This window comes from Rhodococcus sp. ARC_M6, from assembly GCF_022810305.1.
Lineage (GTDB): Bacteria > Actinomycetota > Actinomycetes > Mycobacteriales > Mycobacteriaceae > Rhodococcus_F.
Genome location: NZ_JALGQH010000003.1, coordinates 320019 through 334471, shown reverse-complemented (window position 1 = coordinate 334471; position 14453 = coordinate 320019). Strand labels below are relative to the sequence as shown.

Sequence of the window (14453 nt, the reverse complement as noted above, 5' to 3'; positions counted from 1 at the left end):
CGAGTGACGGAGACGTACTCGATCGGGAACGTCAACGGACGTTCCAGCCCGAGTAGCTCCTGCAGAACGATATTGACGACGCCACCGTGGCAGAACACAGCCACGGTGGCGTCGTTGTCTGTTGATGTGACGATGTCGTCGAGGGCGCCGAGGAAGTTCCCGAACTTCACCTCGTCGACCGCGGCCATCAGGTGGCGTGCCACAACGTGTCCGATGAGCTAGACCTATGGTCGGGCAGACCAGGACGGCACGCCTCGCCGGATCGTCAACTCTGCAAACACAGCCGCACAGGTATCCCTACAGAGCGGCAGGCGATCCGCACGTTTCGGACGCGATCACCGATGATGCGAAACGCCGTGACGACGCTCCAGGAAACGATGGGGGCTCTCCCAGCCTTTCGCCTGCAAGGTCGTCGGGCAACCGCGATAGACGGGGCGGAAAGAGCTTGCGAAGAACACCCCGGACGACCCGGACGCCGATCTGCCGAAGTGGTTGCGGGACTGGGCCAAATCCAACCAACGCGAAGGATTCCTACGGGCGTGGGCGGATCTGCGTGCCGCGGGGTGGGTGATCAACAAGAAAAAAAGTTCAGCGACTCTGGCGCAAGGAAGGGCTGCGGGTGAAGGTCCACAAGATCCATAAGCGGGCTGGCGCCTCGACCACCCAGATTACCGAGGCTGATGCGCCGAATCCGTTGTGGGCGATTGACTTCCAGTTCGACTCCACCACCGACGGACGGAAGTTCAAGATCGCATCGATGGTCGACGAACATACCCGGCAGTCGGTGCTCAACATGGTCGAGCGATCCATCCCGGCAGAGGATCTCGTCGCAGCTTTGGAGAAAGCGTTTGCACTCTGGGGCGGCCCACCACAGGTCCTTCGGTGGTAGGACCCCGTTTGGTGAGCCACTCGATATCAGAGAATCAATGCATGTGAATACAGCTGGCAGCGTACTCATTCGGAGTGCGGTACGCCAGCGATGAATGACGGTGTCGCCGAAAGATACATGGCGCGTTTGAGTCTGGAGTTCCCGCCGTACCTGATCAGCCTGGCATGAATCGTCCGGGCGCCCCACCGCGGATTCTCCGTCCGCATCGCCACGATCCTCGCTTCGACCACGGGGTCCGCCTGCCGCGGTGAGGTGCGAGGACGACGAGACCTCAGTTGCAGGGCATTGGCGCCTTCGGTGTTCAGCCGGCGGCGATAGTCGTAGAACGACTGTCGCGAGACGCCGTAGCGGCGGCAGGTATCGGCGACTGTTATGCCGTCGCGCAGTGGGGTCAGCAGGATTTCCAGCGATCGTTCGTTCACACTCATCGCTCGCACCCTCGAGAGAGAGTGTCAGAGATGTCCCGCGCACGCAGTGTCAGCTATCTGTCCAGTCCTTACAGTTCTGACACGACGGTGTCAGTCCGGTTTCTTCGGCGATGCGGATCAGCATGGTTCCGCGGTGCGACACGAGTACGTCGCGAGTGGTGTCGCCCGAGAGTTTTCGGTCTACGTCCTCAGCGGCCAGACCTCCCATAGTATTTCGATAAAAAGTCAAGCAGCATCACATCTTTCGGCCGCCACGTCGTACGTGCCGTAGTTGCCCAGTTGACGAATTCGCAGTCATTCCGCAGCACTCCAGGGTAACGGGTTCAGGTGCACTCTGAACTCAGCCGTCAACTGCTGCCCGCAGAAACCCTCGTTCTACCGCATCCGCCATGATCTCCCAGAATCCTCCTCGGTCAAGGTCGGCCCTCTGCTACTACTGCCCGGAGCCCACCCGAGAGCTGTGGTGCGGGGTCGACGCCGCATCACAGCATCGTCATCCTGCAGTGAAACCTGCGTCGATTGTTAGGACACTCCCAATCGCCGAAGCAGCACCGGCCGAACTCAGCCACATGATGCCCGAAGCAATTTCTTCAGGTGTGCTGTACCTTCCCAGCGGATATCCCGCACCGCCTTTGGATGGTGCCCCTCCTTCGAAAGAGTCCACAATCCGGTCAGCCATCGGAGTCTGGACGCCAGACGGACATACCGCATTGATCCGCACTCCGTTACGTGCATATTGCAATCCAGCGCTTCGCGTGAGGCCAAGGACGGCATGCTTGGAAGCGCTGTAGACGGCGGAGCGGGCGGAGCCGACCAAACCTGCACCGGATGAGACGTTCACGATGCTGCCACCCTCCGCCTGCTTCAACATCTGTTCAATCTGAGATCGCATGCAGTACCAAACTGCTCGTAGATTCACGTCCATAGTGAGGTCGAAGAGGGCGTCATCCTCATCTAAGAGCTTCTTTGTAGCCCCCTCGACGCCGGCTGCATTGACAGCGCAGTCCAGCCCTCCCCATCGAGAGACAGTCGCCTGAACTGCCGCGAACACTTCGTCCCCCTGCGTTAGATCGCAGTGCAACGCCAGTGCCTCGGCCCCAGTTTCCTCGATCTGATCGACAACTTCGGCGAGCAATTCACTATTGCGATCAACGACTGCCACCTTTGCGCCTCGTGCCGAGAACTCAAGTGCCGTTGCCTTCCCTATACCGGATGCTGCACCAGTAACGAAGATCGTCTTGTTCTGAAAATTCACTGCACTAACCTCTCGTGAGAATGCGCTGATGTGCTCACCAATATTTTTGGAAGTCGGAATCAACTTCTGCGGTCAATTCTGCGAGCAACCCAGGCGGGCCACCGGTCGAGTATTGCCGAACCGCCTTTGCAATATCGGCCGTCTGTCTACGCTTCCGATACTGCCGATTCCGCAGCGTGCCAGTGTGGTCCGACAACGTCTCGTGCCGTGGATCGAGCCAACTCACAGGATGCAGACATCCAACGTGCAGTTCGGTTGATTCCGAAGTAGCGTAATTTAATTGGATCGCGCTATCTACTCGAGTAATCCTGCAATCTCCCGACTACTGAGTGCCGAGCCGGGATACCTCGTGACGCCACGCGGCTCCCAGGTTGAGGCCGGAGCCCAGGTTCGGCAAGTCAGCCAAGTCCTGTGCGCTGATCGGGCGCAGCGTGCCGCCTGCCGAGACGATGGTCAACGACAGCGATGCGATCGTGTCGACCGAGATGGCGCGAAGCACCGCTTCCTGTACCGAAGTACCGGTGGAGGTGAGGCCGTGTCCGCGCATGAGGACCACTGGCCGGTCACCCAGGGAATCAGCGACGTCGTCACCGAGAGCTGAGTTGTGAATCAAAGCGGCCCGGGGAAATACGGGCACTCCCCCGTGCGCCAGAACAGCCCCCGGGATGTCGTAGGCCCCCACGATGGGCAAAATGGGCAACCCCGCGAGATCGGCAGCCACAACATTGGCGGGGTGCGCGTGCACCACCGACATGACATCGGGGCGAGCAACGAGCACCCGGCTGTGAAGCGGCAGCTCGTACGGCACGGTGTATCCGTCGAGTTCGCCGGGAGCGCCTGGCTCACCGGTTAATTCGACCAACCGAATATCTTGCGCCGTCGTGTGCGCCAAACCGCGCTCTTGCGCGCCCCGGCACCGAACCAGCAGCTTCGTGTCGTCGATTCGATGACTGATGTGCCCGAGAATGCCGGGCGCTAGTTGGCGAGCTGCCAAAACGCGGCAGCCCTCCGCCACCAGTTCGCGCAGGTCATTCAATTCCGCAGACATCATCGCTTCACCGCCGGGGTAGAAAGTTGTGTATGCACCGCATCGGCAGGGCCGCCGGCAGCGATAGTCCGCCGAAGCTGAACCGACGCTTTGGGCCAGTTGACGGTAAATCCGCCGCTGGCCCGGCCGTCGGAGTCCTGCCAAATCGCGGCCAATCGCAGTGGATCGGATTGCTCCACCACTAGCGGATCAGCCGTGGTGTCGCGGGTTCCGAACAACTGAATCTTCCAGTTGTACTGATCGCTCCACACATAGGCCACCGGATCGTGCGCCTGTAGATCATCGGGGTGAACAATATTGTGGGCCAACGTGTTTGCCTGCTCGACAGCGTTGGTCCAGTGTTCGACGCGCGCCGACTTGTCGAGCCGCGGCTGGTACCACTTCGAGATGTCACCAACGGCGTGGATGTGCGCGACATCGGGCGTACGGCCGTATTCGTCGCACACGACACCGTCGTCGAGTGTCAGGCCCGAGGACTCCAACCATCCGACATCGAGAACCGCACCAATTCCCACAACAACGGCGTCGACGGGGAATTCGGAGCCGTCGGAGAGCTGTGCCCGCAGACCCCCGTCGACGCGATCGAGTGCGCTGACCGTGGTACCGAACTTCGTTTCAACACCATTTGTTCGGTGCAGATCAGAAAGTCGTTCTCCCAATTCATTTCCAACGATGCGCGCCATCGGGATGGGCGCCGGATCAACGATCGTGACGTCGATGCCCTGCTTGCGTGCGAGTGAGGCCACCTCGGCACCGATAAACCCCGCACCGACGACGAGGAGGTGCGCTGCACCTTTAAGGCTCTCGCGCAGCGCGCGAGCGTCGGAAAGAGTGCGCAGCACATGCACATCCGGACCGGTCCAGGGCGACGGCCGAGCAGCGGCGCCGGTAGCGATCACCAGCTCGTCGTAGTCGAGAATTGCGCCGTCAGCGAGGACCAGCTGGTTGGCCTGCGTGCGCAATTCGACTGCGACACTGCCCAACACCAGCTCGATGCCGAGCTCGCTTGCCTCTTCTGCGGTGAGCAGCGGAACGTGTGCGTCGCCGTCGAGCGGCACTTTCGACAGCGGCGGCTTGTCGTACGGCAGATGCGACTCGGCCTCGACTACCGTTACAGCCCCGGCGTAGCCCTCATTACGCAACGCCCGGGCCGTACGGATACCACCGACGGATCCGCCGACGATAAGAACCCCGCCGCTCACTCGTCCTCCAGCCAGAGGGCGTTGGCGGGGCAACTCTTCGCCGCGGTCTCGACCCGCTGGCGGTCGGACTCGTCCACGCGGGCCTTGAGCAGCACCACCAGACCGTCGTCGTCCATGTCGTAGACGTCGTCCGCCGCGACCACACAGTTTGCATAGCCTTGGCACAGGTCGAGATTCGCTTTGAGGATTGCCATTGAGGATTCTTCTTTCGGTAGGTCGCGTGGTGCGACTCTTAAACTTTGATGCCCATGCCGCCATCCGAATGAACGACGCGGCCGGAAATGCCACGTGATCGGTCGGAGGCGAGGAATACGTAACTCCACGCGTGATCGATGCCGGAGAGGGCGACTCCCAACGGGTTTCGGCCGGCGAGTTCCTTCGCGCGGTCCGGTCCGTCGAGCCGGTTCTCCATCAGACCAAGTGTCGAGAGCCCACTCAGATCGGTACCCAGCGTGCCGCCGGGGGCAACGCCGTTGACGCGGATGTCCGGTGCCAGCTCGTACGCGAGGGTCGTGACCAACCCACGCACCGCGAATTTGGATGCGACATAAAGTGTTCCACCGCGCCCCGGGTAGTAGGCGGACGTCGACTCGGTGAGCACGATGGAACCGCCCGACTCACGCAGAGCCGGCGTCGCAGCCTTGACGCTGTGCAGGTGCGATTTGACGTTGATGGCAAACATTTCGTCGAATGCCTGGTCCAGCATGTCGGCGTCGATGCTCTCGAGCTTGCGGTAGAAGTCGAAGACGCCCACGCAATTCACCAGAATGTCCAGTCCGCCAAAGCGATCCACGACTGCAGTTACTGCAGCCTGGTTCGCGGCAGCCTTGGTGGCGTCGCCCTGGACAACCTCGACCTCGGGGTGCTCGGCCGCGAGGGCCTCGCACTTGGCCGCGTCGAGCTCGAGAACACCGACACTGGCGCCCTCGGCAAGGAAGGCGTCGACGACACCGCGCCCGATGCCCGAGCCAGCCCCGACGATAAGCGCACGCTTACCGTCGAGCCAGCCGGTCACGAAGCATCCTCAGTGTCGAGGAGCGACTGGAACGGCTTCCCGACCATCGCGGACAATGTCGTCTCGTTCTGCCACGTCAGAGCCTCGAGCTCGAGAGCGTCGAGAGTGATCCACTGACCGGACTTCGGTGATTCGATAAGCAGCCGAACGCCGTTGCGGGTGTGGACCTTCGAGATCCGCATATCTGCGAACTCGTTTGCGATGACGATGGTTTCACCGTCGCGCTGGTCCTGCAGCACGCCGAGCCGTGAGTTGGCCAGGGCTGCCGCGGCGGCGTCCTCGGCCTCGCCTTCCCAACCGAGCTTCACAGGAACACTGCCAGATTCTGCATGCGCAGCACGGACTCGTCGGCGGCGATGTGCCGACGGGCCAGACGCCAGACGCCGTCCTCGAGACGCAGCAGGTCAACGCGACCAACCGAGAGCAGCGAGGGCTCCAGCACGTCGCCGCGACTGCGGAACAACAGGACTGCCGACTCGACGACGAGCTCGTTCTCGTTCTCCGTCGCAAAAGTGCGGACGTTGGACAGGTGGTGGCGCAGTCGCGACGGGGGATCCTCGGCCCACGCGTGGCCGGTATCGAAACGCGCGACGCGGCGACTCAACGAGTACTTGTCCTCGTCGAAGTGCGCCATGTCCTTGGCCGTGTCGTAGCCGGTGCCCAGCGCCGTGGTGACGCGGATCGGCATGAAGTAATGGATGTCCTCGGCAAGCGTTTCCAGCCAGGCGTCGTAGTCCTGCCGGTCGAGGATGTATGTCTCCTCCACGAGCCAGCGGTGCACTGTCAGGTGCCGCTGATCGTCGAACGCCAGCGATGGGCCCACGGCCGCGGTCTTCGACGCGTCCTGTCCGAGAGGCGAACTCGCGGAGTCGATGGGGATGTAGGTGCTCATGGTTACGCCTCCGCCTTCTCGCTGCTGCACTGCGCTGCCGTCTCACTGCTGCACTCGCCATCGACATTGGGAGCACCGACGTGGATGTTTTCCGTCACCGGGGCCGGCTTCTCCAGGTAGTCGGCCCACTCGTTGAGTAGGTGCCGCTGGTTGTATTCGCCGTAGCCGACGTGTGCGACGCCGGGACCGCAGAACTCTTCCTCGGTCAAGGGCTGCACCACCGGGCTGTCGTCGTGAAGCATGCCCATGCGGCCGTTGAGCAACAGTCGACGGGCCATCGAGCCGCCGGCCGTGTTGGTCAGGGAGACCCAGTTCTCGACGTCGTCCTGCTCGAACATGCCGCTCGAGCCGAAGCACATCAGGTAGGCCTTGTAGGAGAGCTTCTTGAACTCCTCCGGGGCTTCCTTGTCGACGACGAACCAGGACAGGACCTCGGTCTCGTCGGCACTGATCGGCTGCCACTGGCGGATGGAGATGAAGGGCAGGACGTCGTCGCCTTCAGCGACCTTCGGCCAGTTGTGGACCAGGCTGATGTTCGGGAACACCGAGGCGGCAGAGATCATGAAACCGTCGCGTCCGATGACGTCGACCTGCTCCTGGGACCACTGCTCCTTCATACGCTCGATCATCTCGTCGGGGTAACCGACGTAGCTCATCTTCTCTTCGAAGGTTCCCGGGGGCAGCTTGTACGTGGTGCCGCCGCCCTTGCCGGCCCAGTACGTGTTGCCGTCCTTGCGCTTCTCCGCCTTCGGCTCGCGGAACAGGCCGATCTCGACGACGGAAGTGTGGGTCTGCGGCGTGTGGTACATGTCGCCGGCGAAGTTCTCGGCGCCGATCTTCCAGTTCGCCTTGACTCGCCAGCGCTGCGGTCCGCGGATCTCGACGCCGCTGGCACTCTGCTTCGTGTAGTAGTCGAGGTAGAACTTGAAGTCGCCGAGGAAGTCCTCCAGCGGCTCGGCGTCCGGGTCCATCGATACGAAGATCAGCCCGTTGTAGATGCCCAGACTGGGCGCCGGCAGCAGTCGCTGACCCTTGCGCGCGAAGCCTTCCTCGCCGCCGTAGGCCTCCTTGTGGAACGGCATGCCGACAATGCGGCCATCGTTCTTGTAGGACCAGCCGTGGTACGGGCAGCGGAAATGCGAAGCATTGCCCTGCTCGGCGCGGCACACCTGCATACCGCGGTGCAGGCACATGTTGAACATCGCGTGAATCTCGCCGGACTGGTCACGGCTGACGATGAACGAGTTCTCCATAACGCGGCGTACGACGTAGTCGCCGACCTGCGGCAACTCCGACTCGTGCGCAACGAACATCCATGCGCGGCTGAACAGTCGCTCCTTCTCGGCCTCGAAGACCTCTGCGTCGTTGTAGATGTGCGCAGGGAGCATGCCTCTTCGGACGTTCGCAATAACGTCATCCGCGTCACGCATGAGAAGCCTCGTTTCGATAGTTTTCTGATGTACAGAAAGTTATTCTGCTTTCAGGAAGGGTTGATGTCAACCATCAGTTTCATTCCGGCGCGACCAGTGTAGTTTCCGCAGGGAAGAATTAGCATCTGCAAAGCAGAGGATTTGAGGGCGGTGTGTCCCGCTCCACGAAAAATAGCCACCGCACACTTACGTGCACGGTGGCTTCACACACTTACTTCTACGCCGCTTCACCACCCGGATCGCGAGGTATGAGACGCGCGGTGAGGCGTTGGTGATTGCGAGAATCCCCCCAACTCACAAGACGTCCGCGAGTTCCTTGAGCAGCGCCGCTTTGGCGCTAAGTAAATTCATCACTACGCGAGGCATTGCAGGGCAATCCCGACCGAAGGCAAGACGCCCACCGAGTCAGCGACTCTCGGGAACTCTCACCGCCGATCCAGACAGGACGACAAGAAATCTCATGATCTCAACAGCATTCACGGAAACGTTCGGCGTTTGCCACCCCATCGTGCAGGGCGGCATGCAATGGGTAGGACGAGCGGAACTCGTTGCCGCCGTTGCCAATGCCGGCGCACTCGGATTCATCACTGCACTGACCCAGCCCACACCGGCCGACCTGGCGAATGAAATTGCCCGATGCCGCGATCTCACAGATCAGCCATTTGGAGTCAACCTCACAATCCTTCCCTCCATCACTCCGCCCCCGTACGACGAATACCGCCAGGCGATCATCGACTCAGGGGTGAAGATCGTCGAAACCGCAGGCTCCAACCCCGGACCGCACCTGCCCATGTTCCACGACGCCGGAATCAAAGTTCTGCACAAATGCACCACCGTGCGCCACGCAGTGAAGGCTCAGGATCTCGGAGTCGACGGCATCAGCATCGACGGCTTCGAATGCGCCGGCCACCCCGGCGAGGACGACGTAGCCGGACTGGTCTTGATTCCCGCAGCGGCAGAGAAAATCTCGATTCCTATGGTCGCATCGGGTGGATTCGCCGACGCCCGCGGACTCGTGGCCGCACTGGCCCTCGGCGCCGATGGCATCAACATGGGCACACGCTTCATGTGCACCGCGGAATCCCCGATTCACCAGAACATCAAGGAAGCAATCGTCGCCGCCGACGAAACACAGACCGAACTCATCTTCAGATCACTCCGAAACACCGCGCGTGTCGCAAGCAACACCGTAAGCCGCGAAGTTGTCGAAATACTCTCACGCGGAGGGCAATTCGAAGATGTTCGGGAACTCGTCGCCGGCGCTCGCGGACGCACCGTCTATGAAAAGGGCGACCCCGACGCAGGCATCTGGACCGTCGGCACCTCACAGGGCCTCATCCACGACATCCCCACCGTCGACGAGTTGGTCCAGCGCATCATGTCCGAAGCACAGGACATCATCGGCGCACGACTGCGCTCGATGACCGAACGCATCTCGGTCTAGAACAGGCAGGTCGACAACGCCGTCCCGTTCGTCAACGACGGAGACCTACCTCAACTGCAGTGAGGTGGACACTGTCCACCATATTGATGACAGTCGCACCAAGTGTGCGTATTGTGAACCCAAGTACGTATTGCGAACAGAAACCGAACGACGAGGTTCCCCATGTTGCATCTACCGCCGCGGTACCAGCGGCCGACTGGCGTCAATGCCCCGGCCGATTTCGCGGACTACAAGACCACCTCTCTGCGCCACCCCAAGCAACCGCTGAAGCTGCTCCCCCAGCGCCTCACGGAACTGACCGGGCCGGTATTCGGCGAAGACCGCGTCGGCGCGGGCGAAAATGACCTGACCATCGCCAACGGCGGCGAAGCACAGGGCCAGCGCATCGTGGTTCACGGACGTGTTCTCGACGGTGACGGCAAGCCCGTCCCCCACACACTGCTCGAGGTGTGGCAGGCCAACTCCGGTGGACGCTACCGCCACACCGGCGACAACTGGCCCGCTCCGCTCGACCCGTTCTTCAACGGTCTCGGTCGCTGCGTGACTGATGCAAACGGGCACTACTCGTTTACGACCGTCAAGCCCGGCGCCTACCCGTGGATGAACCACGACAACGCCTGGCGCCCCGCACACATCCACTTCTCGTTGTTCGGCACCGCCTTTACCCAGCGCCTCGTAACCCAGATGTACTTCCCCGACGACCCGATGTTCTTCCAGGACCCGATCTACAACGCGGTTCCCGAAGAGGCACGTCACCGCATGGTCAGCGTCTTCGACTACGACGCCACCGTCCCCAACTGGGCTCTGGGATTCCGCTTCGACATCGTCCTGCGCGGCCGCAACGCATCCGTATTCGAGAACGAGGAAGACCACGATGACTGAGAAGCCGGCGCCCATCTACCCCGTCGTCCCCGGAGACTTCACCACCGCACCGTTCGGTGTCACCCCGTCGCAGACCGTCGGACCTTATTGGCACATCGGCCTGCCGTGGACCGATGGCCCGGATGCCGCTCCCGAAGGCGCCGATGGCCGAATCACGTTGTCCATCAACGTCATCGACGGCAGCCGTACCCCTATCGCCGACGTGATGATCGAAACGTGGCAGGGCGACGCACTCGGACGCTTCAACCATCCCGATGACCCGCGTGGCGCCGTCGAGCTCACTCCGGCCGGCTTCCGCGGGTTTGCCCGCAGCGCAGCCGATTCCACCGGAACGGCCGTGGTTCATACCGTCAAGCCCGGCGCACTGCCCACCGAATCCGAGGTGGAGGAAGCTCCACACGTCAACGTCTCGGTATTCGCCCGCGGCATGCTCGACCGCCTCGTCACTCGGCTGTACTTCCCCGAGGATACTGACGCGCATGCGGTTGATCCTGTGCTGAGCTCGCTGACCGAAGCCGAATGCGCGAAGTTGGTGGCTACCAAAGTCGACGGTGGGTACTCCTGGACGGTCTATGTTCAGGATGCCAACGCAGACGGCGTCGAGACGCCGTTCTTCGAACTGTAAGAGGAGTACACATGCCCACCCGCGGCGACTTGTTCGATCCGGTGTTCGGAGCCACCCCCGTGGCCGAGCACCTGTCCGACCAGGCATGGGTCACTGCCTTGCTCGACGTGGAGGCTGCGCTGAGTTGCGCAGCCGCCACGCTCGGGTTGGCCGACGGTGAGCACTGTGCTGCTGTAGCTTCAGCTGCGGCGGAGCTGTCACAGCCTGGTGGCCTCGACATCGCGGCGTTGGGGCGCGCCTCTGCCGCCGGCGGAAATCCCGTCATTCCGCTGGTGAAGATTCTCCGCGAGAGAGCGGCTCGAGCCGGGGTCCCCGGCAAGGTTGTGCATCCTGGCGCTACCAGCCAGGACATCATGGACAGCGCACTGATGTTGTTGGCACGACGGGCCGGTTCGGTTGTACTCGCAGATCTGACCCGAGCCGCCGACGCCGCAGCGCATCTTGCGCGGGCTCACCGGTCCACTCCAATGGTGGCGAGAACCTTGGGGCAACAGGCACTTCCGACTACCTTCGGCTTGCTCGCGACCAGTTGGTTCACTGCACTCGATGCTGCGGCTGTCCGGTTCGACGCCCTGTTGTCGGCACTTCCCGTTCAATTCGGTGGCGCGGCGGGCACACTCGCCGCGTCGTACCCGGACGGCCTCACCCTGGCCGACGCGTTTGCCGACGAACTCGGACTGGCCCGGCAGGTTGTGCCGTGGCATACCGATCGCGTGACCATCGCCGAGTTGGCAACCGCCCTGGGCATTGTGGCCGGCGCAGTATCCAAGCCCGCTACCGATATCATCACCATGGCCTCCACCGAGTTGTCCGAGGTAGCCGAAAATGCTCCCGGTGGCTCGTCTGCCATGCCGCACAAGCAGAATCCCGTCGCGGCCATCACCGCGCGCGCCGCAGCGAGACGCGTTCCCGCATTGGTCGCCACCGCCCTGTCCAATATGGACCATGAGTTCGCACGGGCCGCTGGTCCCTGGCATGCCGAGTGGGAAACCGTCACCGATCTCCTCCGACTGGCCGGCGGTGCAGCGCACCAACTGTCGGTCAGCCTCACTGGCTTGCAGGTACATACCGATGCAATGGCACGCAATCTCGACATCACCGACGGCTTGATCCTGGCGGAGGGCGTCACCAAAGCACTCTCGGCGCACACCGACCGTGCGCGTGACATCGTTACTGCTGCAGCCGCTTCCGGTACCCGCCTGGATCAGGATCCGGCAATCACCGAACATCTGAACCTCGCCGAGCTTTCCGAACTTCTTGATCCAGCACACTATCTAGGCCACGCCACCGATCTGGTCGACAGAGCCCTGGCGGGGCGCCCCACAGGAGATTCACGATGAGCGTCGCCCTCAACTTTCAGCAGTCCGGCAATCCGGCGGCTCCCGCAGTGGTCCTCCTCGGATCGCTCGGCTCCGATCTCTCCATGTGGCAGCCGCAGATTCATGCATTGTCGAATCGGTTCCGGGTCATTGCCGTCGATCATCGTGGCCACGGCCAGTCGCCGGTGCCGGCCGGTCCGTACACCGTCGCGGACCTCGGTGGAGACGTCATCACGCTGCTCGATTCCCTCGAACTCGAGTCAGCGCACCTGGTCGGGCTCTCCCTCGGCGGCGCCGTCAGCCAATGGATTGCCGCGCACCACCCCACTCGCGTCGATACTCTGACATTGCTCTGCACGTCGTCGCAGTTCGCCCCCGCCCAGCCGTGGATCGACCGTGCCGAGGCTGTGCGCACCGACGGGATTGCGTCAATCGCTGAGGCCGTAGTGGGACGCTGGTTCACCGCCGGTCTTACCGAGCAGGATCCCGAGTTGGTCGCTCGCCATATCGCGATGGTCAAAGCAACACCCGACGAGGGTTACGCCGCCTGCTGCGAAGCACTCTCGACCTGGGACGGCCGTGCCGACCTCGCCCGCATCGTGGCTCCGACGCTCCTCATCGCCGGCGAGCAGGACGCCGCTACTCCCCCGGCCACGGTGGCGGCAATCGCCGACGGTATCGCCGATTCCGTGATGCACGTCGTCAACCCTGGCGCGCATCTCGCTAGCGTCGAGCAGGCCGGACGCGTCACCAAACTCATTGCAGCACATATTTCTTCGCACACTCCTGCCGTCGCGCAGCGCATTGCAGCCGTCGAGGCCGGCATGACCGTGAGGCGTCAGATCCTCGGCGATGCCCACGTCGATCGGTCCATCGCCGGGTCCACCGAGTTCACCGCACCGTTCCAAGATTTCATCACCCGCACAGCGTGGGGTGACATCTGGTCGCGCCCCGGCCTCGACCACCACACCCGCCGACTGCTCACGTTGGCGATCCTCACCGCTGTCGGTAACGAGCACGAACTCGACATGCACATCCGCGCCGCACTGCGTGCCGGGACAGATCCTGACGAACTCGTGGAAGTATTTCTCCATACCGCGGTCTACGCGGGCGTGCCGAACAGCAATCAGGCTTTTGCGCTGGGAAAGCAGGCCCTCGCCGATCTCACGCCGAAGCCCGAGGAGAACACCACACCATGAGCGAGAACGAACAGTCACCGGGACCGTCAACCGACTACGTCCAGTCGCTGGCCCGCGGACTGTCCGTCATCAAGGCTTTCGACGCCGAGCATCCGCGTCAAACGCTCAGTGATGTCGCCCGGCACACGGATCTCACGCGTGCCACGGCTCGTCGGTTCCTGCTCACTCTCGTCGAACTCGAGTACGTTCGTACGGATGGTTCGGTGTTCTGGCTGACACCGCGAGTTCTCGAACTCGGTTACAGCTACCTCTCCAGTTTGTCACTGCCCGAAATCGCGGGCCCACATCTGGAAGCGTTGTCTGCCAAGGTCCGTGAATCGACCTCCGTGTCCATCCTCGACGGCGACGACGTCGTGTACGTGGCTCGTGTTCCGGTCAGTCGCATCATGACAGTCTCGATCACCATCGGCACTCGCTTCCCCGCCTACGCCACGTCCATGGGCCGCGTATTGCTCGCCGGGCTGTCCGACGCCGCACTCGATGCGTACCTGACTCGGGTTTCCTTTACACGGCTCACCGGTAAGACTGTCTCCACTGCTGTAGGCCTGCGCGCCGAACTCCAGAAGATCCGTGCCGACGGCTTCGCCGTAGTTGACCAGGAACTCGAAGAAGGTTTGCGTTCGCTCGCCGCTCCCATTCGAGATGCAACCGGCAACGTGGTTGCGGCAGTGAATATCTCGACCCAGGCCGCCCGATACTCCGCCGAAGCCGTTCTCACCGAATTGGTTCCGGCAGCCCTCGCGACGGCCGATGCCATTTCCGTCGACCTCGGCCGCACCCAGACCTCGAACAATCCCTCGACCACGCCCCGCTGATCGAGCCACA

At 62.4% G+C, this 14453-nt stretch carries 17 protein-coding genes and 1 pseudogene; 7 read left to right on the top strand and 11 right to left on the bottom strand.

Translation table 11 applies throughout. The annotated features are described in order from the left end of the window. A pseudogene (locus MTX36_RS06740) lies at positions 1 to 203 on the bottom strand (histidine phosphatase family protein); the annotation flags it as partial. Positions 204 to 619: 416 nt separating this feature from the next. On the opposite strand from MTX36_RS06740, the gene MTX36_RS06735 reads away from it, so the two are divergent. Further along, positions 620 to 889, top strand: a complete 270-nt coding sequence (locus tag MTX36_RS06735) for a DDE-type integrase/transposase/recombinase (protein WP_243618951.1) — start codon at positions 620 to 622, stop codon at positions 887 to 889. Positions 890 to 954: 65 nt separating this feature from the next. Here MTX36_RS06735 and MTX36_RS06730 read toward each other — a convergent pair whose 3' ends face one another. The 10 genes from MTX36_RS06730 to MTX36_RS06685 all read right to left on the bottom strand — a co-directional run bounded on the left by MTX36_RS06730 (position 955) and on the right by MTX36_RS06685 (position 8159). Further along, on the bottom strand, positions 955 to 1317 hold the full coding sequence (locus tag MTX36_RS06730; RefSeq protein ID WP_243618949.1) for a helix-turn-helix domain-containing protein: 363 nt from the start codon (positions 1315 to 1317) through the stop codon (positions 955 to 957). A gap of 49 nt (positions 1318 to 1366) precedes the next feature. Continuing rightward, positions 1367 to 1525: a hypothetical protein gene (locus tag MTX36_RS06725; protein WP_243618947.1), complete on the bottom strand. Its 159-nt coding sequence runs from the start codon at positions 1523 to 1525 to the stop codon at positions 1367 to 1369. A 285-nt stretch (positions 1526 to 1810) separates the two neighbouring features. Beyond that, positions 1811 to 2572, bottom strand: a complete 762-nt coding sequence (locus tag MTX36_RS06720) for an SDR family oxidoreductase (protein WP_243618946.1) — start codon at positions 2570 to 2572, stop codon at positions 1811 to 1813. A gap of 322 nt (positions 2573 to 2894) precedes the next feature. Further along, positions 2895 to 3623, bottom strand: a complete 729-nt coding sequence (locus MTX36_RS06715; RefSeq protein ID WP_374230435.1) for a class II aldolase/adducin family protein — start codon at positions 3621 to 3623, stop codon at positions 2895 to 2897. After that, complete coding sequence (locus tag MTX36_RS06710; protein ID WP_243618944.1) at positions 3620 to 4822, bottom strand: NAD(P)/FAD-dependent oxidoreductase; 1203 nt, start codon at positions 4820 to 4822, stop codon at positions 3620 to 3622. The genes MTX36_RS06715 and MTX36_RS06710 overlap by 4 nt, the downstream gene beginning before the upstream one ends. Continuing rightward, the gene (locus tag MTX36_RS06705; RefSeq protein ID WP_094271338.1) at positions 4819 to 5016 is read right to left on the bottom strand and encodes a ferredoxin; all 198 of its coding nucleotides are present in this window, start codon (positions 5014 to 5016) and stop codon (positions 4819 to 4821) included. Before MTX36_RS06705 ends, MTX36_RS06710 begins: the two co-directional genes overlap by 4 nt. A 38-nt stretch (positions 5017 to 5054) precedes the next feature. Then, complete coding sequence (gene hcaB / locus MTX36_RS06700) at positions 5055 to 5837, bottom strand: 3-(cis-5,6-dihydroxycyclohexa-1,3-dien-1-yl)propanoate dehydrogenase (protein WP_243618943.1); 783 nt, start codon at positions 5835 to 5837, stop codon at positions 5055 to 5057. Continuing rightward, positions 5834 to 6145, bottom strand: coding sequence for a hypothetical protein (locus MTX36_RS06695; RefSeq protein ID WP_094271336.1), 312 nt, complete (start codon positions 6143 to 6145; stop codon positions 5834 to 5836). Before MTX36_RS06695 ends, hcaB begins: the two co-directional genes overlap by 4 nt. After that, a complete protein-coding gene (locus tag MTX36_RS06690; protein ID WP_243618942.1) occupies positions 6142 to 6729 on the bottom strand; it encodes a 3-phenylpropionate/cinnamic acid dioxygenase subunit beta in 588 nt (195 codons plus the stop codon). The genes MTX36_RS06695 and MTX36_RS06690 overlap by 4 nt, the downstream gene beginning before the upstream one ends. A gap of 2 nt (positions 6730 to 6731) precedes the next feature. Next, positions 6732 to 8159, bottom strand: coding sequence for an aromatic ring-hydroxylating dioxygenase subunit alpha (locus MTX36_RS06685; RefSeq protein ID WP_243618941.1), 1428 nt, complete (start codon positions 8157 to 8159; stop codon positions 6732 to 6734). Positions 8160 to 8619: 460 nt separating this feature from the next. On the opposite strand from MTX36_RS06685, the gene MTX36_RS06680 reads away from it, so the two are divergent. From MTX36_RS06680 to MTX36_RS06655, 6 genes are all read left to right on the top strand, one after another. Next, positions 8620 to 9603, top strand: a complete 984-nt coding sequence (locus MTX36_RS06680; protein WP_243618940.1) for a nitronate monooxygenase family protein — start codon at positions 8620 to 8622, stop codon at positions 9601 to 9603. A 162-nt stretch (positions 9604 to 9765) separates the two neighbouring features. Further along, a complete protein-coding gene (gene pcaH / locus MTX36_RS06675) occupies positions 9766 to 10485 on the top strand; it encodes a protocatechuate 3,4-dioxygenase subunit beta (RefSeq protein WP_243618939.1) in 720 nt (239 codons plus the stop codon). Further along, the gene (gene pcaG / locus MTX36_RS06670) at positions 10478 to 11110 is read left to right on the top strand and encodes a protocatechuate 3,4-dioxygenase subunit alpha (protein WP_243618937.1); all 633 of its coding nucleotides are present in this window, start codon (positions 10478 to 10480) and stop codon (positions 11108 to 11110) included. Before pcaH ends, pcaG begins: the two co-directional genes overlap by 8 nt. Positions 11111 to 11121: 11 nt before the next feature. Then, a complete protein-coding gene (pcaB, locus tag MTX36_RS06665; protein WP_243618935.1) occupies positions 11122 to 12450 on the top strand; it encodes a 3-carboxy-cis,cis-muconate cycloisomerase in 1329 nt (442 codons plus the stop codon). Then, positions 12447 to 13628: a 3-oxoadipate enol-lactonase gene (gene pcaD / locus MTX36_RS06660; RefSeq protein ID WP_243618933.1), complete on the top strand. Its 1182-nt coding sequence runs from the start codon at positions 12447 to 12449 to the stop codon at positions 13626 to 13628. The genes pcaB and pcaD overlap by 4 nt, the downstream gene beginning before the upstream one ends. Further along, positions 13625 to 14443 carry an IclR family transcriptional regulator C-terminal domain-containing protein gene (locus tag MTX36_RS06655; RefSeq protein ID WP_243618932.1) on the top strand — a complete coding sequence of 273 codons (819 nt, stop codon included), beginning with the start codon at positions 13625 to 13627 and terminating at the stop codon, positions 14441 to 14443. The genes pcaD and MTX36_RS06655 overlap by 4 nt, the downstream gene beginning before the upstream one ends. Positions 14444 to 14453 lie beyond the last annotated feature (10 nt).